Genomic DNA, 18,530 nt, shown 5'->3' with positions numbered 1-18,530 from the left:
CACTAATTTCTGTCAACCGGGCTATTGAATGGATGTGAGCAGGTACCGGCCCAAAGCAAGGAACGCGATGCGTTCCGCGCTCTACCTCCCCGGCATGAATGCCGAGGTTTCACGCGCAACCTGATGAACATTAAACTGTGTTGCAGGCTGCGGCACAATTTGGCCTCTGTTCTTCTTTTGAGAAAAGGCTGCCATGACCGATACCACCGCCACCCCTTCCCCCATCACCGCGCGTGACCACGCCCAGCTGCTGGCCCAGATGTTGCCCGCACTGCGCCAATTTCGCGGTAAAACGATGGTGGTCAAATACGGCGGCAACGCCATGACCGACCCCGCCTTGCAACAAGCTTTTGCTGAAGACATTGTGCTGTTGCAATTGGCAGGCATTCAGCCGGTAGTGGTGCATGGTGGCGGCCCGCAAATTGAAGCCGCGCTCCAGCGCGTGGGCAAACAAGGCCAGTTTATCCAAGGAATGCGCGTGACCGATGCCGAAACCATGCAGGTAGTGCAATGGGTGTTGGCTGGCGAGGTACAAGCCGATATCGTGGGCCGAATCCAGCAAGCTGGTGGCCGTGCTGTCGGCCTGACTGGGCGTGATGGTGGCTTGATTCGCGCCCAAAAACTGCGCTTGGTGGACCAAAACAACCCCAACCTCACGCACGATGTCGGCCAAGTGGGCGACATCACCGCCATCGACACCCGCATCATCCAAACGCTGCAAGGTGCAGGCTTGATTCCGGTGGTCAGTCCGGTGGGTTTTGGCCCCGAGAATGAAAGCTACAACATCAATGCCGATGTGGTGGCCGCTGGTTTGGCCGTGGCGCTGCAAGCAGAAAAGTTACTCATGTTGAGCAACATCCCCGGCGTGCTAGACAAACAAGGCCAACTTTTGACCGAACTCACGCCGCAACGCATCGACGCACTGGTGGCCGATGGCACCATCAGCGGTGGGATGCTGCCCAAAATTGCCGGAGCGCTCGATGCAGCCAAGGCCGGTGTGAATGCCGTCCACATCATTGATGGCCGCGCGCCCCACGCCATGCTATTGGAGGTGCTGAGCGGCCAAGCCCACGGCACCATGATTCGGGCGCAATAAAACACTGCCCGCAGCAGCGCAAGCCAGAGCGGCCTATACTCGCAGCTGCTCCGGGGTGTGCGCTGCACTGAGATGGGGGCGGCCTGCCACAGGCTCAGCCCCCGAACCCGACGAACTTGATCCGGTTGATACCGGCGGAAGAAGAGCGGATGGTCTGCGCCTGCACGTTTGCGGTGGGCGGCCCGGCAACATCCACTCCGGAGCGCAACCTTGCCACTGCCCCGGAGACTACCCATGAATGCCCCCGAAAAATTTGCCGATTTGCTGGCCCTGACACGCGCCCCCTTTCCTGCTTCGACCAAATCCTATATCCCCGGCCAATTGCACCCCGACTTGCGCGTGCCGGTGCGCGATATTGCCCTCACCAATGGCGAAGTGGTAAGCGTCTATGACACCTCTGGCCCCTACACCGACCCCACCGCCAGCATTGACGTGCGCCAAGGCTTGGCCAGCGTGCGCGGTGCTTGGATTGAAGGCCGGGGCGATGTGGAGCGCTACCAAGGCCGCCCCCCCGTGGCTTTGGACGACGGGCAAAAAAATGACGATGCGGCCCGCTTAGCTGCCTTGCGTGCCGAAGCCGCCGCCCTGCAACGCCAGCCTCTGCGCGCCAAAAGTGGCTCCAACGTGACGCAAATGCACTATGCCAAGAAAGGCATTATCACGCCCGAGATGGAATATGTTGCCATCCGTGAAAACGGCAAACGTGAATGGATGGCCCAGTACCAACAAGATGCAGCGCGCGAACAGCGTCTGATGGGCAACCCGCTGGGGGCGAGCATCCCCAAAATCATCACCCCAGAATTTGTGCGCGATGAAGTGGCCCGTGGCCGCGCCATCATCCCCGCCAACATCAACCACCCCGAAGTGGAGCCGATGGCGATTGGGCGCAACTTCTTGGTCAAAATTAATGCCAACATCGGCAACTCTGCCGTCACCTCCAGCATCGAAGAAGAAGTCGAGAAGCTGGTCTGGGCGATTCGCTGGGGGGCTGACAATGTGATGGATTTGTCCACCGGCAAGGCCATCCACACCACGCGCGATTGGATTGTGCGTAACAGCCCGGTACCGATTGGCACCGTGCCAATTTACCAAGCCTTAGAGAAAGTCGGCGGCATTGCCGAAGACCTGACGTGGGAGATTTTCCGCGACACGCTGGTCGAGCAAGCTGAGCAGGGCGTGGACTATTTCACCATCCACGCGGGTATCCGTTTGGGCCATATCCACCTGACGGCCAACCGCCGCACCGGCATTGTGTCGCGTGGAGGCTCCATCATGGCCAAGTGGTGCATGGCGCACCACCGCGAGAGCTTCTTGTACCAGCATTTTGAAGACATCTGCGACATCATGAAGGCCTACGATGTGGCCTTTAGCTTGGGCGATGGCTTGCGCCCTGGCTGTGCCTCGGATGCCAACGACGAAGCCCAATTTGCCGAGTTGCACACCTTGGGTGAACTGACACAAATTGCTTGGAAGCACGATGTGCAAACCATGATTGAAGGCCCCGGCCATGTACCCATGCACATGATTCAGGCCAACATGACTGAGCAGCTCAAGCACTGCCACGAAGCCCCGTTCTACACTCTCGGCCCGCTGACCATCGACATTGCCCCCGGCTACGACCATATTGCCAGCGCGATTGGTGCGGCCATGATTGGCTGGATGGGCACGGCCATGCTGTGCTACGTCACACCCAAGGAGCATTTGGGCCTGCCCGACCGCGATGACGTCAAGCAAGGCATCATTGCCTACAAAATTGCCGCCCACGCTGCCGATGTAGCCAAGGGCCACCCCGGTGCGCGCGCCCGCGACGACGCGCTGAGCCAAGCGCGTTTTGACTTCCGCTGGCAAGACCAATTCAACTTGGGCCTAGACCCCGAAACGGCGCAGGAATACCACGATGAAACCCTGCCCAAGGATTCGGCCAAGGTAGCCCATTTCTGTTCCATGTGCGGCCCCAAGTTTTGCTCGATGAAAATCACACAGGAAGTGCGCGACTTTGCCGCCGCCAAAGGCTTGGCCGAAGCCAAAGCGCTGGAAGAAGGGCTGCACGCCAAAGCCGAGGAGTTTCAGCAGGGGGGTGGCAGCTTGTACGTGCCCATTTACCCAGCAAAATAAGCTAATAAAGCACACACTGCTTGTTGAATGCTTGATTTTTATCAAGTATTGTGCTGGTAACATCTTGCATCATGTTCCCGTCAGCCCTCACGGCTGACGTGGCTGCGTCATTTTTACGCAGCTCAATGGTCTTCAGCCAAAAAATTATGGGAGCTATAGCGATGTTACATTTCATTCATTTTGACGAACGCCTGCGATGCGTTACCCGGTATTTGCTACTCTGGGTGGTGGTGGCGTGCTTTTTCACTGGGGTGGCACAAGCAGCGCAAACGCCCGCATCTCTGCCTAGCAATACCGTCAGTTACCTGATTACCTGCGATCGCGCCCCGTATCCGGGTGGGGTTTCGTGTGGTCAACCTGAGTCTTTAGATGAGCTTTTTACCGGGGAGATAATGGATCTTGTTTTCCGTCAAAGTTTTGCTTGCGATGTGCTGGATAGTGATCTTGGTGTTTATTGGTGTGGTGCAAACAGTGCCTTGGCCTCAGATCCTGGCTTTTTAATCGTGTACCACTTCACTGATGGTACCGTCAGTCGGATTGTTTATTTGCGCTGATGCAAGGTAGTGCCGCAAAAGCGGTGCATCGTTATACGGCACTACAGTTTCAATCAAAGTATTTAACCAACTCATCCAACTCTTTGGCGGCTTGCTCCAACTGCTGCGATGCCGCCCAAGCGCCTTGCACATCTTCGCGGTTTTGCACCACCAGCGCTGCTACTTGGCTCAGTTGGCGCGCCACCTCTTCTACCGCCAAGGCCAAACCATGCAACGTAGCTTGGTCGATGTCGTTGAATGAGCAAAACTTGTCCCGGCTGACTTGGACACAAGTCGCTTGGGAAGATTACGAATACTGGCAAGGGCAAGACAAGAAAACGCTCAAGCGTATCCACGCTCTGATCAAAGATGCCGTGCGCCATCCTTTTGAAGGCATTGGCAAGCCTGAGCCACTCAAGGCCAACCTTTCTGGCTTTTGGTCGCGCCGCATAGACGATAGCCACCGGCTGGTTTACTGCGCTGAAAATGCAGCACTGGTCATTGTCGCTTGCCGTTACCACTACCAGTAGCGGTGACTGTGGGCAGCAGAGAACCGCGTTATTCAGGCATCAGGTGCCGGTAAAACCAAGAGGTTGGCTAACTCTGGATCAAGTTCCTTTGCCCAAGACTTCACTTCTTTTTGCGGCGCTGCACCTGCATGCCAATTCAGAGACAATGCAGGCTCCCACCAGTTAAACGACCAGCAGATTGCCCCTTCACTATGAGCCGCCACCGCCTCACTCCCGCCCAAATGCAAGCGGCCTTGCGCGCTCCTAGCGCAGACCGCGTTAGCGCCGCTGTATCGGCCAAACCCGCTCAAGCGCCCAAGCCAGCAGCAGCTACCCCGGCAGGGGCTGGAGAAATCCGCATCATTGGCGGCCAGTGGCGACGCACTCGCCTGCCCGTAGCCCATAAACCCGGTTTGCGCCCCACGCCCGACCGGGTGCGCGAAACCCTGTTCAACTGGCTAGGCCAAGATTTAACCGGCTGGCACTGTTTGGATGCCTTTGCAGGCACCGGCGCACTCGGTTTAGAAGCCGCCTCACGCGGGGCTACCCAAGTGCAATTGGTAGAGCAAGATGCCGCTTTGGTGGCGCAACTGCAAAATCTGTGCCAGCGCCTACAAGCGAGCAGCGTACAACTGCGCCGAGGCGATGGCATCGCGCAACTGCGCCAATGCCCCGCCGCCAGCTTGGATTTGGTGTTGTTAGACCCCCCGTTTGACAGCGCTTTATTCTTGCCTGCACTGCAAGCGGCAGTGCAGGCACTCAAGCCACAAGGCTATATTTACCTCGAAGCCCCCACGGCTTGGGATGCTGCTGCCCTCACACCGCTGGGCTTGGCGCTACACCGGCACCTCAAAGCTGGGGCGGTTCATGCCCATTTGCTGGTACTGCACCCGCAAGCCTAACCCCCCACAGGAGACAACTTTTCATGGCCAACGATATTCTGGCGATTTACCCCGGCACTTTTGACCCGATGACTTTGGGCCACGAAGATATGCTGCACCGTGCAGCACGCATGTTTGGTCGCATTACCGTGGCGGTAGCCATCGCGCACCACAAAAAAACCCTGTTCACGCTGGAGGAACGCCTCGACATGGTGCGCCAAGCCATGCAAAACTATCCCCACGTCCAAGTAGAACCATTTGAAGGACTGGTAACCGAATTTGCCGCCGCCCGAGGCGCACAGGTGATGGTGCGCGGTCTGCGCTCGGGCACCGATTTTGATTATGAGTTTCAGTTGGCGGGCATGAACCGCGCGCTGCGCCCCGAGATTGAAAGCGTTTTTTTAACCCCCAGCACCCCATACCAACACATCAGCAGCACCTTGGTACGCGAGATTGCCATGCTGCGCGGCGACACGGCCCAGTTTGTTTCAGCCGGGGTACAACAGCGCTTGAGCGAAAAATTGCGCCCAGCGGCCTAAAAACCAAGCCTGCGCCGATTTTAGCTCTCGGGCGACCAGCGTTGCTGCTCGTGGACGCGGATAAACGCATCCACCACCTCAGCAGTAAATTTACTGCCCTTGCCGCGTTCAATTTCTTGGATGGCTGCTTGGATGCCCAAAGATTTACGATAAGGCCGTGCCGTGGCCATAGATTCGACCACATCGGCCACGGCAATAATCATCGCTTCGGGCAAAATTTGGCCGTTTTTCAGGCCATGCGGATAACCCGAACCATCTAGCCGCTCATGGTGCTGCATCACAATCTTGGCAATCGGCCACGGAAATTGGATGTTTTTCAGAATATCAAAACTGGCCACGGCGTGCAGTTTAATTAGCTCAAACTCTGCCGGGTCTAGGCGGCCCGGTTTGGTCAAAATTTCAGCCGGAATGCGAATTTTGCCAATATCATGCACCGAGGCCGCAATGCGTAGCCCCTCTAAGGCAAACGCATCCAAGGCCAGTTCTTGGCCAATCAGTACCGACAACTCGCTTACGCGCCGCTGGTGGCCCGAGGTGTAGGGGTCACGCACCTCAATCGTGGCGGCAATCGCACTGACCGATTCAATCAAGCTGGCGTGCATTTGCTCGTGGTGCGCCGAGTGCTGTTTGAGCAACAATTCGCGCTCGGCACTGAGTTTGCGTTCTTCCTCAATCAGGGCTTTGGATTGGCGCGCCACCTCTTCTTGCAATTGGCTATTGAGCTGCGTGAGTTTGATTTGCGTAGCGTGCAGCAGCTTGTTTTGTTCTAGCGCGTTGTGGTAGGTAGAAAGCAGCAAATTGAGCATTTGCTGTGGCCCCGCATGGACTTGAAAGCGTCGCCCATCCGAGGTGGCCTCTAAAGCCAGTTTTTCCTCGCGGAAGGCTTGGCTAGGGCGGTACAGCGCATCTTGCACCCGCGCCAGCAGCATGGCGTTGTCAAACGGTTTGGTCAGGTAATTGTCGGCTCCGGCATTCAGGCCACAAATGATGTCTTTGACCCCGGTCATGGCGGTGAGCAAAATCACCGGCAAAGAGCGCAAAGCAGCATCTTGGCGAATGTGGCGGCACAGCTCAAAGCCATCCATGATGGGCATGGTGACATCACTGAGCAACAAATCGGGGGGCTGCTCACGCGCCATTTGCAAGGCTTGGGCACCATCGTGCGCCACCCTGACTTGATAGCCCGCATCGACCAGCAAGTTGCACAGCATGTCGGCTTGCACCTTGCTGTCTTCGGCAATCAGTACACGGGTTGAAACGGGCATACAGGCTTTTTCCTTCTCTGCGTCCAGAGAGTTAAGCCTACCATCGTTTACGACCTTGACTGGGGTTTTAAGGTAACAAGCCGTGGTTTGTGGCGCAAACTTCACATTCGGGGTTGCGTGGTATGGCCAAACTGCGCGTTTGCATGGTTTGGGCATCGAGCATGAACAACTGCCCCAGCAACGAAGCGCCCACCCCAGACAAAATTTTCAGGGCTTCGGCCGCCTGCATCGCTCCGATGATGCCGACCAAGGGGGCCAGCACGCCCATTGTGGCGCAACGCAAATCGGCAAACTGCTCATCGGGGGCAAACAGGCAGGCATAGCAAGGGGCCGCCTTGTGGCGCGCATCGACCACCATCAGCTGGCCCTGCCAACGGCTGGCCGCACCGGCCACCAAAGGCACTTGCTGGCGCACACAGGCGGCATTGATGGCATGGCGCGTGGCGTAGTTGTCGCTGCAATCCAACACCACATCGGCGTTGGCTACCTGTTGGGCCAGCAAAGCGGCATCGGCACGGGTTTGCAACGTAGTTACCTGCACTTCGGGATTGATGTCGTGCAGGGCTTGCGCGATAGAGGCCACCTTGGGCTGGCCGATGCGCGCCGTGGTGTGGGCAATTTGGCGTTGCAGATTGGTTAAATCGACCACATCATCATCGACCAGGGTGATGCGCCCCACCCCAGCAGAGGCCAAATACAGCGCGGCGGGCGAACCCAAGCCACCCGCACCAATCACCAGCGCATGGCCCTGCAACAGATGCTGTTGGCCCTCGATGCCCCATTCATCTAGCAAGATGTGGCGCGAATAGCGCAACAGCTGCTCATCGGTCATGGTGTGGCTTTTTTCTCGTCCTTGCGCTCGCTTTGGGTTTTGCTGGCCAACACCGGCTGGCCCTTGAGCTGGTTGATGGCTTGGCTCAGTTGGAAGTCTTTGTCCGAGCCAAACTCGGGCAGTTTGCGCTCGGCCAAAGGTTTTTTGGATTCTTCTTCGAGGCGCTTGCGTGCTTCTTCGCGTGCTTGCTCGCGGGCATCGTCTTTTTGCTCGGCATTTTGACCATTGCCCAGGTGTTTTTCTAAGTCGGACTCGCGCACGCGCAAAGCCGCAAATAAATCACCTTCGGCGGTTTCATCCAACATGATGTCGGGCACGATGCCCTTGGCTTGGATGGCTTTGCCGTTGGGGGTGTAGTAGCGCGCGGTGGTCAGCTTGATACCGGTATCGGGGCCAAGCGGGCGCACGGTTTGCACCGAGCCTTTGCCAAAGGTTTGGCTGCCCATGATGGTGGCGCGTTTGTAGTCTTGCAAAGCACCGGCCACAATCTCGCTGGCCGAGGCAGAACCCTCATTGACCAACACCACCAAAGGTACGGTTTTCAGGGCCACCGGCAGGCGCTTGAGCGGGTCGCCACTGCCCCGGCGCGCGTAAAACTCGGGCGCGGCTTTGTAAATGGCCTTGCTTTCGGCCAGTTGCCCATTGGTAGAGACTACCGTCACATCGGTAGGCAAAAACGCTGCCGAAACCGCCACCGCTGCATCGAGCAGGCCGCCGGGGTCATTACGCAAGTCCAGCACCAAGCCCTTGAGCTTGGGGTCTTCTTTGTAGAGTTCTTCGAGCTTACGCACAAAATCATCCACCGTGCGCTCTTGGAACTGGCTTAGGCGAATCCAGCCATAACCCGGCTCCATCATTTTGGCCTTGACCGATTGGGTCTTGATTTCTTCGCGCACGATGGTGACCGGGAAGGTGCGGCCCTCGTCTTTACGCAAAATCATCAGCGTGACTTTGGTGCGTGGCTGGCCGCGCATTTTCTTCACGGCATCATTGAGTGACAAGCCTTTGACGGCGGTGTCGTCAATTTTGGTAATCAAATCGTTGGTTTTGAGACCGGCACGGAAGGCGGGCGAGCCTTCAATCGGCGAGACCACCTTAATCAAGCCATCTTCTTGCGTGATTTCGATGCCCACGCCGACAAACTTGCCCGTGGTGCCTTCGCGGAATTCGGCAAACGATTTTTTGTCAAAATACTGCGAATGCGGGTCTAAGCTGGCCACCATGCCCGCGATGGCATCGGTAATCAGTTTTTTGTCATCGACTGGCTCGACATAGTCGGTCTTGACCAAGCCAAACACCGCCGACAACTGCTGGATTTCTTCCAGCGGCAGGGGTGACATGGCGCTGCGCGCCACGGTTTGCAACGACACCGTGGTCAGCGCCCCGGCCACCACGCCTATCGACACCCACCCTGCAATTTTGAGTTTGTGGCCCATAGAACACACCTTTACCGTTTCAATTATTCCCTTGGAGGGGCCGCGCCCGCACCAGTTCCCAGCGCGGGCACTTTACTTATATGCTTTATGCAGGGCCTTGCCTTGACATCCTCTCCGGGCTAAACCCCGGAGATTCCTACTGCTGGACGGCGATGCCCCGCCGCAAGAATGTTCCGTGCTGCGTTCACATCGCGGTCGTGTTCCGCTCCGCAGTCGCTGCACGTCCATTCTCTTATTCGCAAACCCGCCCTACCTTTCGGACTGCTGGCGGGAATGCTCCCGCAGCACGAGCAAGTTTGGGTTGTGTACGCTTCGTTCACTTCCATAAAGACGATACCAGCCTGATGGCTCTTGTATTCCAACATCGTCTTGAGCATGGCCCAGCCCGCATCCAGCGTGCTTTTGGCCATCTTGGTTTTGACCAGTTTTGCACTGGCCACGTCGCCCACGAAGATGGCGGCGTTTTCTCGCACCACCGTGGTGCTAAATTTATGCAGCGCGTCTTTGCGCTGATTGGCAATTTTTGCGTGGACGGCTTTGACCCGATCCTTTTTGTGCGCCCGCTGTACTTTAGCCAGTTCCAATTCATGCTGGCGATACCAGCGGCCATGCTCTTTTTTCCCGTTTGACGCCGTAGCGCAGTCTTTCAGGCCCAAGTCAATGCCCACACTGGCCGTTGCCGCTGTAGGCTTGGCTTGCGTCTTGACTACGATATTGAGATACCAGCGCCCCCGGTTGTCTTGGCTAAAGCAGCCCGCACGCAATTCATAGTCTGCCAGCCCGTAGCTATCCCAAAGACTGAATTTTTGACCCGCAAAGACAACTTGCCCTGCCTTGTATTGCAAGGCCCGCGCCTTGAAAGGAATCCAGCCCAGGCTGTATTTGCTACTCTGGGGATTAGAGACTCTCCAGCGCAACTTGGCTTTTTTGAACTGCTTGCGGGCCTTGGCGTAGTCTTCACACACTTGCTGCACGGTGGGCGAACCAATGTGTATGCCATCGCACTTGCTGAAACCGTTGGTGAGCTTTTGCAGGTCGTAGCCCGAAAGCCCCTGGTGGCGCTCACGGATAGCGCGGTGGCTGGTTTCGTTGCAGAAGTTCCAGACTTGATTGACCTCACGCGCCATCGCAGACAGTACGCGAGCGTGCTTGTCTTTGATGCGCAGGCGCAAGGTTTTGGTGCAATCCATGCTGTGCATTATCAATTGAACATCCAAGAGTAGCAAACACCCCATGAGGATGCCTACGGCATCCCCGCTGTCGACCTCGGGCTGAACCCCGAGGCTTCCCGCGCACTGGGTGAAAGCGAAGCGATTTTGTTACGCCTTGCCTTGCGAAGCCACCGCTGCGGCAGCGGCTGCGGCGGCTTGGGCATCACCCAGATAGTAGTTGCGAATCGGCTTGAGGTTTTCGTCCAGCTCATAAACCAGCGGGATACCGTTGGGAATGTTCAGGCCGACAATGTCTTGCTCGGAGATGTTGTCCAAATACTTGACCAAGGCGCGAATCGAGTTGCCATGCGCCGCCACCACCACGCGCTGGCCGCTTTGGATGGCCGGGGCCATGACATCGTTCCAGAACGGCAGCACACGGGCTACGGTGTCTTTCAGGCACTCGGTCAGGGGGATTTGCTCGGGCGACAGACCGGCATAGCGGCGCTCTTCGCGCTGGCCGCGTGGGTCATTGGCCTCCAGTGCCGGGGGTGGGGTGTCGTAACTGCGGCGCCAAATCAGCACCTGCTCATCGCCGTACTGCTGCGCCATATCGGCTTTGTTCAGGCCCTGCAAAGCGCCATAGTGGCGCTCGTTGAGGCGCCAGCTTTTTTGCACCGGCAACCAAGTGCAGTCCATTTCGTCCAAGGCATACCACAGGGTATGAATGGCACGCTTGAGTACGCTGGTGTAGGCTCGGTCAAACTCGTAGCCTTCGGCCTTGAGCAGCTTGCCTGCCGACATAGCTTGTGAAACGCCGGTGGGGGTCAGGTCAACATCAGTCCAGCCGGTAAAGCGGTTTTCCAGATTCCAGGTGGATTCGCCGTGGCGAATCAGAACGAGTTTGTGCATGGTTTCCCTAGAGGTAACGGGTCAAAACCGTACATTCTAAAATTGTCGCTGTTTGCCAACCCAAGGATTATTGTGAATTTCATTGTCGAGAACTGGTATTTGATGCTGCTGGCCGTGGTTTCCGGCGCAATGTTGCTGCTACCTGCCCTGCAAGCGGGTGCTGGTGGCTTGACCACCACTGCCGCCGTGCAGCTGATTAACCGCGAAAAAGGCGTGTTGATTGATGTGTGTGGTGCCGAGGAGTATGCCGCTTGCCACGCGGTGGGTGCCAAAAATGTGCCGCTGTCCGAACTAGAAAGCCGCCTGCCAGCGGTAGTCAAAAACAAGGCGCTGCCGCTGGTGCTGGTGTGCGCCCGAGGCAGCCGCGCCCAACGCGCCGCCATGATGGCGCAAAAATTGGGTTACAGCAATGCCCAAGCGCTGGCTGGGGGCTTAAAAGCCTGGCAAGAAGCCGGTTTGCCGGTAGAGAAAAAATCCTAAGGCGCTTGGCCCTCGTTTTTGCCCCCTCCTGAAAGGAAAAGCCCCATGCAAGCCGTGAAAATGTACACCACCGCCGTCTGCCCCTACTGCATCCGCGCCAAGCAGCTGCTCAAGAGCCGGGGGGTAGCGCAGATTGAAGAAATCCGCATTGACCAAGACCCAGCAGCGCGCCAGTTGATGATGGAAATTACCGGGCGGCGCACCGTACCGCAAATTTTTATCGGCAGCACCCATGTAGGCGGTTGCGATGACCTTATCGCGCTGGACAGCCAAGGTGGTCTGCTGCCCCTGTTGGGCACTGCATAATTGGCCTGCCTTGTGTCCGCTGCGGGGTGGCATCATCCCCGGCGGCTTTTTTACGCTACCTCCCTTGAAGAAAGCTATTTTTCCCATGTCCGATCAAGCTGCAAACCCGGTGTTCCAAATTCAGCGCGTCTATCTGAAAGATGCTTCGTTGGAGCAACCCAACTCGCCCGCCATCTTGCTAGAGCAAGAGCAGCCCACCGTGGATATCCAACTGGGCGTAGAAGCCACCCCCGTGGCCGAAGGCATGTTTGAAGTGGCCGTCACGGCCACGGTGCAGACCAAGGTCAAAGACCGCACCGTGTTTTTGGTCGAAGCCAAGCAAGCGGGTATTTTTGAAATCCGCAACATCCCCGAAGAGCAAATGGGCCCCATCATGGGCATTGCCTGCCCGCAAATCGTCTATCCCTACCTGCGTGGCAACGTGGCTGACCTGATTACCCGTGCAGGCTTTCCGCCGGTGCATTTGGCCGAAATCAACTTCCAAGCCATGTACGAGCAACAACAGCAAGCCCAAGTGGAAGGCCAAGCGCCCTCTACCCTGCTGCCACAGTAATTTTTCCTTGAGGCTACGCGCGGCCCAGTCGCTGCGGTAGCCCTTTGCCTTCGATGAACATTCTTGTCCTTGGTGCTGGTGCTTGGGGCACCGCCGTGGCGATTAGCGCGGCACAGCATCCTGCTGGCCATGCCGTTACGCTGTGGACGCGCGATGCCGCGCAGTGCGCCGCCATGCAGGCCACACGCTGCAATGCACGCTATCTGCCCGATAGACTGCTGCCGCCCGGTTTGGCCTTGGTGAGTGGCGCGGTGCCGGTGCAGCAGGCGGCGCGGGCTGATGTGGTGATTGTGGCCACACCCACCGCTGCCCTGCGCGAATTTTTAACGTTGTTGCGTGACTGCCCAGCCCCGGTGGCGTGGCTGTGCAAAGGGTTTGAGGCGGCACCGGCAGGCTCCCATGCCTTTGGTCTGCTGGCCCACGAAGTGTGCGCCCAAGTAGCGCCGCATTTGCGCTCTGGTGCGCTCAGTGGCCCCAGCTTTGCCCAAGAAGTGGCGCGCGGCCAACCCACCGCCTTGGTGGCCGCGAGTGAACATGCCAGCGTGCGCGAAGCCTTGGTGCAAGCCTTGCACAGTCCCAGTCTGCGCGTTTATGCCAACGAAGACCTTGTCGGCGTAGAAGTAGGCGGTGCCGTAAAAAATGTATTGGCCATTGCCACCGGCCTGTGCGATGGCTTGGCGTTGGGTTTAAACGCCCGTGCCGCCCTCATCACCCGTGGGCTGGCCGAAATGACGCGCTTGGGCTTGGCTTTGGGGGCCAAAGCCGAAACCTTTATGGGCTTGTCGGGCTTAGGGGATTTGGTGCTGACGGCCACGGGCGATTTATCGCGCAACCGCCGCGTAGGCCAGTTGTTGGCACAGGGGCAAACGCTGCAACAGGCGGTAGATTCTTTAGGCCATGTGGCCGAGGGCGTTTATAGCGCGCGCACCGTGGTGCAACGTGCGCGCCAGCTGGGACTAGAAATGCCCATCAGCGAGGGCGTAGTGGCCCTGTTGGATGGACAGTTGCGGCCTTTGGATGCCGTCTCGATTTTGATGGAACGCCATCCTAAAGAAGAAAGCGCTTAAAAAAGCACAGCCGCCTAGTGTGGCTGCTGTGCGCTGGGGGCGGCTTATTTCATGGCTTCTTCTTCGTAGCGCTTGACCAGTTTGTCTAGCTCGCCCGAGTCTTTCATGGCCTTGATGGTGGCTGAAATTTTAGGTGCCCAGTCTTTTTTGCTTGGGTTGAGCGAATGGTACAAATCTAAGCGCGCAATCTCGCCCACATGGCCGATGGTGTTGCTCATGCCCAATTTTTTCAGCAAAATTGGGCCGCTGATGCCTTCGTCCACCACCACATCAATCCGGTCGCCATCCAGCATCTTGTAAAGCTGCTCATACGAGGCCGCCAACTGCACCCCTTGCATCCCTTCGGTGGCCGCTTCGCCGTGGGCAATGCCGCGCACAATACCCACTTTGTACTTCTTCAAATCCTCTTTCGATTTGATGACGATACCCTTGTCTTTTTTGGCAAAGGCGGACGAGGACAGGTAGTAATGCGACGGCTCGACTTTAATCAAAGTGGGGTTTTTGAGGTAATAAGCCCCGATGCGCCCGGCCTCGCCATCTTTTTCGCCCGACAACGCCATTGCATTGGCGCGCACCCCCGGCACCGGCACGGCGGTGGCACTCATGCCCGCCTTTTTGTAAATATCGGTGATGAGCTTGCCAGCAATGGTTTGCCCGACCGCGTTTTCGTTATAAACCAGTTGGGCGGTTTGTGCGCTGACCGAGGCACTGGCCATCAGGCCCGCAGCGACACACAGGGTAGAAAGCAGACGTTTCATCATCAAACAACTCCTTGAACAAGGTGGAAAAAACTAGCGCAGGGCCACCATACGGCCCGAGGCCGTGGCCTCTGAAAGCTTGAACATCCCCACGGCTGCCGCCAATTGGGTGGCTTGGTTTTGCATGGAGCTGGCCGCTGCGGCGGCCTGTTCGACCAGCGCCGCATTTTGCTGTGTGCTGTCGTCCATTTGCCGAATGGCTTCGTTGACTTGGCTGATACCCAAGGTTTGGGCATCGGTAGCGGCATGGATTTCGGCCATGATGCCCGTGACCTTGCTCACGCTGTCTTCAATCTCGGTCATGGTGGCCCCGGCTTGGTCCACCAAACGGCTACCAATGTCCACATTCGTCACCGACTCGTCAATCAGGGCTTTGATTTCTTTGGCTGCTGCCGCCGAGCGCCCTGCCAAGCTACGCACCTCGGAAGCCACTACGGCAAAACCCCGGCCTTGCTCGCCTGCGCGTGCGGCTTCTACCGCAGCATTCAGGGCCAAAATGTTGGTTTGGAAGGCGATGCCATCAATCACGCTGATGATGTCCACAATTTTGCGCGAGGAGGCATTGATGGCCCCCATCGTCTGCACCACCTCTTGAACCACTGAGCCGCCGCGTGCGGCCACCTCGGCAGCGGCACCGACCATGTGGTTGGCCTGCTGGGCGCTTTCGGCGTTTTGCTGCACGGTGTGGGTAATTTCTTGCATCGACGCCGCCGTTTGCTCTAAGGAGCTGGCCTGTGACTCGGTGCGCGCAGACAAATCCAGGTTGCCACGGGCAATCTCACTCGACGCTTCAGAGATGGTGGTCACACTCTGGCGAATTTGCAGCATGATGTTTTGCAAATGCTCGACAAAGGTGTTGAAGCCTTCGGCCACATCGTTAAATTCGTCGGTGCTGGCACGCGGCAGGCGGCGCGTCAGGTCGGCATCGCCTTGGGCAATTTCGCGCAGCGCGTGGCCGACATGCGCCAGTGGATTGAGTACCATCGAGTTGAGAATAGAGGACAAGGCAATCACAATCACCACGTCCAAAATTAGCACCTGTGCCAAAGCACGCCACAGCTCATGGTTCAGGGTATCGCGGATTTCGGCGGTGGAGACATACACCGTGGCCTTACCCACGGGGTTGGCTTTGCCATCCTCTTGGTAAAACAGTTCGACCTCGCGCGAAAAATCAGCCGCTGGTGCGGCAGTGGCCGCTACCGCTTGCCCATCGGCACCGCGCGCTACACCGGCCAGCACCTTGTCGCCACTGCGGATGAGGATGCCGGTCACAAAATTGGCCGACATCTCGGAATGCAAATTTTTGCCGATTTGCGTGCTGTCAAAACTCCAGAGCAAACTGGGCAAGTTGGTGGACAAGCGCTCCAGTGCCATCTTCACCTGATGGGCGTTATCGCGTTCTAGGGTGGCTTGGGTTCTGAAGTAACTGAAGGCACTGAATGCCAGCAAAAGCACTGAAATGATGACAACAAATAAAACATTGAGCCGTAGTTTGATGCTGGTCATTGTCATGTCAAGGTCTCGCTCCGCCTGCGTCACTAGGGATAAAAAACAGCCAAGCTGGCTGCCATCGGTTGGTCTGAAAAATACAGCCAGCACCACCGCCCCAGCGCACTGCGGGCCAGCAACCACCTGACTATAGGCAGGGTTATACCATGCTGGTATAGCGCTTTTTTGCTGGTTTGTGCTAAAGCAACGACCAAAGCCCGCTAGACGCGGGCGCTGGAGCCGCAAGCGCAGCCCCCAACCAGCACACCGTTGGGTGTGCCAGCAAAATCGTTTATTGGCTTTGCTGTTCTTCGATATACAAAGCACTGGCCAGCAATTTGACTTTGCTGGCATAGTAACGGTCTAGGCGCCATTCTTTAATGACTTCGACCGCGATTTCAAAATTTTTGTAATCCAGCTCATACAAACGATGCAAAGCAAAGCTGGTGTTTTTTTCTAAGGATAAAACCAGTTCAGAAAAAATAGAAGCAGCAGCGGAGTCTATTTCTCGTTGAATGATTTTTTGCGCTTTTTTGATGGCAATCATTGTGAATCCTGGCGATGCTTTGTGCTAATGAACAATCGGGCACCTGGTGGTGCTTCTGCACAATTCTAACAGCATTTTTACCAAATGCTGCAGTGCAGCAAATGCGGTATATCATTCATGGCTTTGTCATATTTGGGGCTTAGAGTGGGTTTCCCTGAGTCACTTCCCACGCATCACCATGCCAAACACTGTACGCCCGTTTGCCGCTGCCACCGAATCCATCAGCTTGTTTCAGCACCTGACCCGCAAGACCAGCGAAGGCTTGGCCCAGCTGTTGAGCCTGAATGTGCAAACCGCACAATCGGTTCTGAATGCCCAAACGCAACACTGGAACCAACTGCTCAAGGTGCAACGCTTGGACGAATTGGCCAGCTTGCAAGCCGGATTGGTGCAACCGCTGACCCACCAAGCCAGCCACTATGGCCAAGAGTTGTACCAAATTGCCAACAACTTGGGCCAAGAATGGAACAGCCAGAGCCAAACCCCCTTGGCCGAGGTGCAAACGCAGTGGGCCAAAGTGCAAGGCAACCTCAACACGGTGCTAAAAAATATGCCAATGGCAGCGCAAACCCTGACGGCCAGCATGAAAAACAGCCTGGCCTCGGCCAACCAAGCGATGGGGGCTTTGCAGCAAGTCGTAAGCCAAGCCAGCGATGCCGCCCAAGCCAATGTCTTGGCCGTTGCTGCTCAAGCCAGCCAGCCCAACGCCGCTTAATCACCTGCCCTTCTCACTGGCCAAGCAGCCCTTGGCCAGTGCAGCGCCCACAGGCCACAGGCCAATGACGAATGGCTTTAACGAGAGTGCCGGTAAATACTGGGCAATTCTTGCACCAAAGCCGGGTGCATTCCTTTGAGAGATTCAGAATGGCCCACAATCAGGTGGCCGTCTGGTTTGAGAAAAGGCAATACATTGGCAATCACTTTTTTGCGCGTTTCTTGGTTGAAGTAAATCAATAAATTGCGTAAAAATATGACATTAAATTGGCCCAATCCTTGCGGTGGACTCAGTAGGTTACCGTGCAAAAATTGCACCCGCTCGCGCAATTCTCGTGCCACTAGCAAGGTGCCATCTTGTTGGCGTATGCCTTTGCGGCAATATTTTTTCAATAATGGCAGCGGTATGCCTTCGGTGCGTGTCATGGGATAATGCCCGCCTTGGGCTGTGGCCAGCACTTTGGTGCTGATGTCGGTGCCTACCACTTGCCAAGGATGGCGCCCCAGCGTCTCGGCCAGCACCATCGCCATCGTGTAGGCTTCTTCGCCGCTAGAGGCGGCAGCGCTCCAGCTGCGAAAAATGCCCGCGCTGCGTGGGTGGCGCTTGGCTTGGCGTTGCAAAAAATCAAAATGCTTGGGTTCGCGGAAAAAATAGGTTTCGTTGGTGGTGACCAGGTTAATCATCGCCTGCAACTCATCGGCGTTTTTGCGCTTGCTCAGGTAGGCAAAATAATCGGCAAAATTTTCGCAACCCAGCGCCTGCACGCGCCGCGCCAAGCGCCCCACCAGCAGGTTTTGCTTGGCCTCTGACAGGCTGATGCCGGTCATCTGAAAAATCAGCGCCTGAAAAGCAGCAAACTCTTTGCGCGATAGCCGCGTGACCAGCGCTGGTAGAACGGGCAAGGCAATCATGGGCAGCCCTTCTGCATCAAAACGCTGGCTTGCTCAGCGCCAGCTCGGGCAGCCACAAGATGCGCTCTACATCGAGCAGGGCCATAAAGCGGCCCTCTATCCGGGCCATTGTCCGGATAAAGTCTTGGCGCAGATGGGTACCAAATTCGGGTGGTGGTACTTGGTCAGTGGCAGGCAGAGCGCGCACTTGCGAGACGGCATCGACCACCAAACCCAGTTTGTAGCCACGTGGTAGCTGGCTGCTGTGGGGCAGCTCGACAATCACAATGCAGCTACGCTCGGTGACGGGGCTGGACGCACGCCCCAAACGCACCGCCAAATCAATCACCCAGGTTCATGACACCCCGAATCAGCGGCGGCACCAAGGGCACAGTGGTGAGGTCGCGGTATTCCAAAATTTCACAAATGGCCTCGATGCCCAAGGCGAACATTTCTT

The 18,530-nt window shown here is 57.0% G+C and carries 21 protein-coding genes, 1 pseudogene and 1 riboswitch; of the genes and pseudogenes, 11 read left to right on the top strand and 11 right to left on the bottom strand.

All coding sequences use genetic code 11. The annotated features are described in order from the left end of the window. The first annotated feature begins 193 nt into the window (after positions 1 to 193). The 3 genes from argB to PHX60_RS10635 all read left to right on the top strand — a co-directional run bounded on the left by argB (position 194) and on the right by PHX60_RS10635 (position 3,765). The gene (argB, locus tag PHX60_RS10645) at positions 194 to 1,096 is read left to right on the top strand and encodes an acetylglutamate kinase (protein ID WP_300077255.1); all 903 of its coding nucleotides are present in this window, start codon (positions 194 to 196) and stop codon (positions 1,094 to 1,096) included. Positions 1,097 to 1,137: 41 nt separating this feature from the next. Then, a riboswitch (TPP riboswitch) is annotated at positions 1,138 to 1,256 on the top strand. Positions 1,257 to 1,330: 74 nt separating this feature from the next. Beyond that, positions 1,331 to 3,211, top strand: coding sequence for a phosphomethylpyrimidine synthase ThiC (gene thiC / locus PHX60_RS10640; protein WP_300077254.1), 1,881 nt, complete (start codon positions 1,331 to 1,333; stop codon positions 3,209 to 3,211). A 71-nt stretch (positions 3,212 to 3,282) separates the two neighbouring features. Next, positions 3,283 to 3,765, top strand: coding sequence for a hypothetical protein (locus PHX60_RS10635; protein WP_300077253.1), 483 nt, complete (start codon positions 3,283 to 3,285; stop codon positions 3,763 to 3,765). Between the two features lie 49 nt (positions 3,766 to 3,814). Here the strand turns inward: PHX60_RS10635 and PHX60_RS10630 are convergent, their stop codons facing one another. Beyond that, positions 3,815 to 3,964 (bottom strand): hypothetical protein, encoded by a 150-nt coding sequence (locus PHX60_RS10630; RefSeq protein WP_300077252.1) that lies wholly within the window; start codon positions 3,962 to 3,964, stop codon positions 3,815 to 3,817. A gap of 28 nt (positions 3,965 to 3,992) precedes the next feature. On the opposite strand from PHX60_RS10630, the gene PHX60_RS10625 reads away from it, so the two are divergent. The 3 genes from PHX60_RS10625 (at position 3,993) to coaD (ending at position 5,673) form a co-directional block, all read left to right on the top strand. Next, positions 3,993 to 4,274 carry a Txe/YoeB family addiction module toxin gene (locus tag PHX60_RS10625; protein ID WP_300077251.1) on the top strand — a complete coding sequence of 94 codons (282 nt, stop codon included), beginning with the start codon at positions 3,993 to 3,995 and terminating at the stop codon, positions 4,272 to 4,274. 191 nt (positions 4,275 to 4,465) lie between these two features. Continuing rightward, positions 4,466 to 5,155 (top strand): 16S rRNA (guanine(966)-N(2))-methyltransferase RsmD, encoded by a 690-nt coding sequence (gene rsmD, locus PHX60_RS10620; RefSeq protein WP_300077250.1) that lies wholly within the window; start codon positions 4,466 to 4,468, stop codon positions 5,153 to 5,155. 23 nt (positions 5,156 to 5,178) lie between these two features. Further along, positions 5,179 to 5,673 carry a pantetheine-phosphate adenylyltransferase gene (gene coaD / locus PHX60_RS10615; RefSeq protein WP_300077249.1) on the top strand — a complete coding sequence of 165 codons (495 nt, stop codon included), beginning with the start codon at positions 5,179 to 5,181 and terminating at the stop codon, positions 5,671 to 5,673. A 20-nt stretch (positions 5,674 to 5,693) separates the two neighbouring features. Here the strand turns inward: coaD and PHX60_RS10610 are convergent, their stop codons facing one another. The 5 genes from PHX60_RS10610 to gpmA form a co-directional block, all read right to left on the bottom strand. Continuing rightward, on the bottom strand, positions 5,694 to 6,938 hold the full coding sequence (locus tag PHX60_RS10610; protein ID WP_300077248.1) for an HD domain-containing phosphohydrolase: 1,245 nt from the start codon (positions 6,936 to 6,938) through the stop codon (positions 5,694 to 5,696). Between the two features lie 67 nt (positions 6,939 to 7,005). Continuing rightward, positions 7,006 to 7,770, bottom strand: a complete 765-nt coding sequence (locus tag PHX60_RS10605) for a HesA/MoeB/ThiF family protein (protein WP_300077247.1) — start codon at positions 7,768 to 7,770, stop codon at positions 7,006 to 7,008. Beyond that, entirely contained in the window at positions 7,767 to 9,206 is a 1,440-nt protein-coding gene (locus tag PHX60_RS10600) for a S41 family peptidase (protein WP_300077246.1), read from the bottom strand. Before PHX60_RS10600 ends, PHX60_RS10605 begins: the two co-directional genes overlap by 4 nt. Positions 9,207 to 9,325: 119 nt before the next feature. Beyond that, positions 9,326 to 10,396 carry a transposase gene (locus tag PHX60_RS10595; protein ID WP_300077245.1) on the bottom strand — a complete coding sequence of 357 codons (1,071 nt, stop codon included), beginning with the start codon at positions 10,394 to 10,396 and terminating at the stop codon, positions 9,326 to 9,328. 129 nt (positions 10,397 to 10,525) lie between these two features. After that, positions 10,526 to 11,269, bottom strand: a complete 744-nt coding sequence (gene gpmA / locus PHX60_RS10590) for a 2,3-diphosphoglycerate-dependent phosphoglycerate mutase (protein WP_300077244.1) — start codon at positions 11,267 to 11,269, stop codon at positions 10,526 to 10,528. Between the two features lie 72 nt (positions 11,270 to 11,341). Between gpmA and PHX60_RS10585 the strand changes: the two genes are divergently transcribed. The 4 genes from PHX60_RS10585 (at position 11,342) to PHX60_RS10570 (ending at position 13,675) form a co-directional block, all read left to right on the top strand. Next, positions 11,342 to 11,749, top strand: coding sequence for a rhodanese-like domain-containing protein (locus PHX60_RS10585; RefSeq protein WP_300077243.1), 408 nt, complete (start codon positions 11,342 to 11,344; stop codon positions 11,747 to 11,749). Between the two features lie 45 nt (positions 11,750 to 11,794). Further along, positions 11,795 to 12,055, top strand: coding sequence for a glutaredoxin 3 (grxC, locus tag PHX60_RS10580; protein WP_300077242.1), 261 nt, complete (start codon positions 11,795 to 11,797; stop codon positions 12,053 to 12,055). An 85-nt stretch (positions 12,056 to 12,140) separates the two neighbouring features. After that, positions 12,141 to 12,608, top strand: coding sequence for a protein-export chaperone SecB (gene secB / locus PHX60_RS10575; protein ID WP_300077241.1), 468 nt, complete (start codon positions 12,141 to 12,143; stop codon positions 12,606 to 12,608). A gap of 53 nt (positions 12,609 to 12,661) precedes the next feature. Continuing rightward, entirely contained in the window at positions 12,662 to 13,675 is a 1,014-nt protein-coding gene (locus PHX60_RS10570) for an NAD(P)H-dependent glycerol-3-phosphate dehydrogenase (RefSeq protein WP_300077240.1), read from the top strand. Between the two features lie 44 nt (positions 13,676 to 13,719). Here PHX60_RS10570 and PHX60_RS10565 read toward each other — a convergent pair whose 3' ends face one another. The 3 genes from PHX60_RS10565 to PHX60_RS10555 all read right to left on the bottom strand — a co-directional run bounded on the left by PHX60_RS10565 (position 13,720) and on the right by PHX60_RS10555 (position 16,468). Next, the gene (locus PHX60_RS10565; protein WP_300077239.1) at positions 13,720 to 14,436 is read right to left on the bottom strand and encodes a transporter substrate-binding domain-containing protein; all 717 of its coding nucleotides are present in this window, start codon (positions 14,434 to 14,436) and stop codon (positions 13,720 to 13,722) included. A 30-nt stretch (positions 14,437 to 14,466) separates the two neighbouring features. Next, complete coding sequence (locus PHX60_RS10560; protein ID WP_300077238.1) at positions 14,467 to 15,939, bottom strand: methyl-accepting chemotaxis protein; 1,473 nt, start codon at positions 15,937 to 15,939, stop codon at positions 14,467 to 14,469. A 274-nt stretch (positions 15,940 to 16,213) separates the two neighbouring features. Next, positions 16,214 to 16,468 (bottom strand): hypothetical protein, encoded by a 255-nt coding sequence (locus PHX60_RS10555; protein WP_300077237.1) that lies wholly within the window; start codon positions 16,466 to 16,468, stop codon positions 16,214 to 16,216. Between the two features lie 178 nt (positions 16,469 to 16,646). On the opposite strand from PHX60_RS10555, the gene PHX60_RS10550 reads away from it, so the two are divergent. Continuing rightward, a complete protein-coding gene (locus tag PHX60_RS10550; protein ID WP_300077236.1) occupies positions 16,647 to 17,183 on the top strand; it encodes a phasin family protein in 537 nt (178 codons plus the stop codon). 77 nt (positions 17,184 to 17,260) lie between these two features. Here the strand turns inward: PHX60_RS10550 and PHX60_RS10545 are convergent, their stop codons facing one another. Both PHX60_RS10545 and PHX60_RS10540 read right to left on the bottom strand, forming a co-directional pair. After that, entirely contained in the window at positions 17,261 to 18,094 is an 834-nt protein-coding gene (locus tag PHX60_RS10545; RefSeq protein WP_300077235.1) for a protein-glutamate O-methyltransferase CheR, read from the bottom strand. A gap of 16 nt (positions 18,095 to 18,110) precedes the next feature. Beyond that, positions 18,111 to 18,525, bottom strand: a pseudogene (locus tag PHX60_RS10540) (chemotaxis protein CheW). Positions 18,526 to 18,530 lie beyond the last annotated feature (5 nt).

The sequence above is a fragment of the Giesbergeria sp. genome (assembly GCF_028686475.1).
GTDB lineage: Bacteria > Pseudomonadota > Gammaproteobacteria > Burkholderiales > Burkholderiaceae_C > Simplicispira.
The sequence above is the reverse complement of the archived record's forward strand: the minus strand, read 5'-3'. Positions and strand labels throughout refer to the sequence as shown.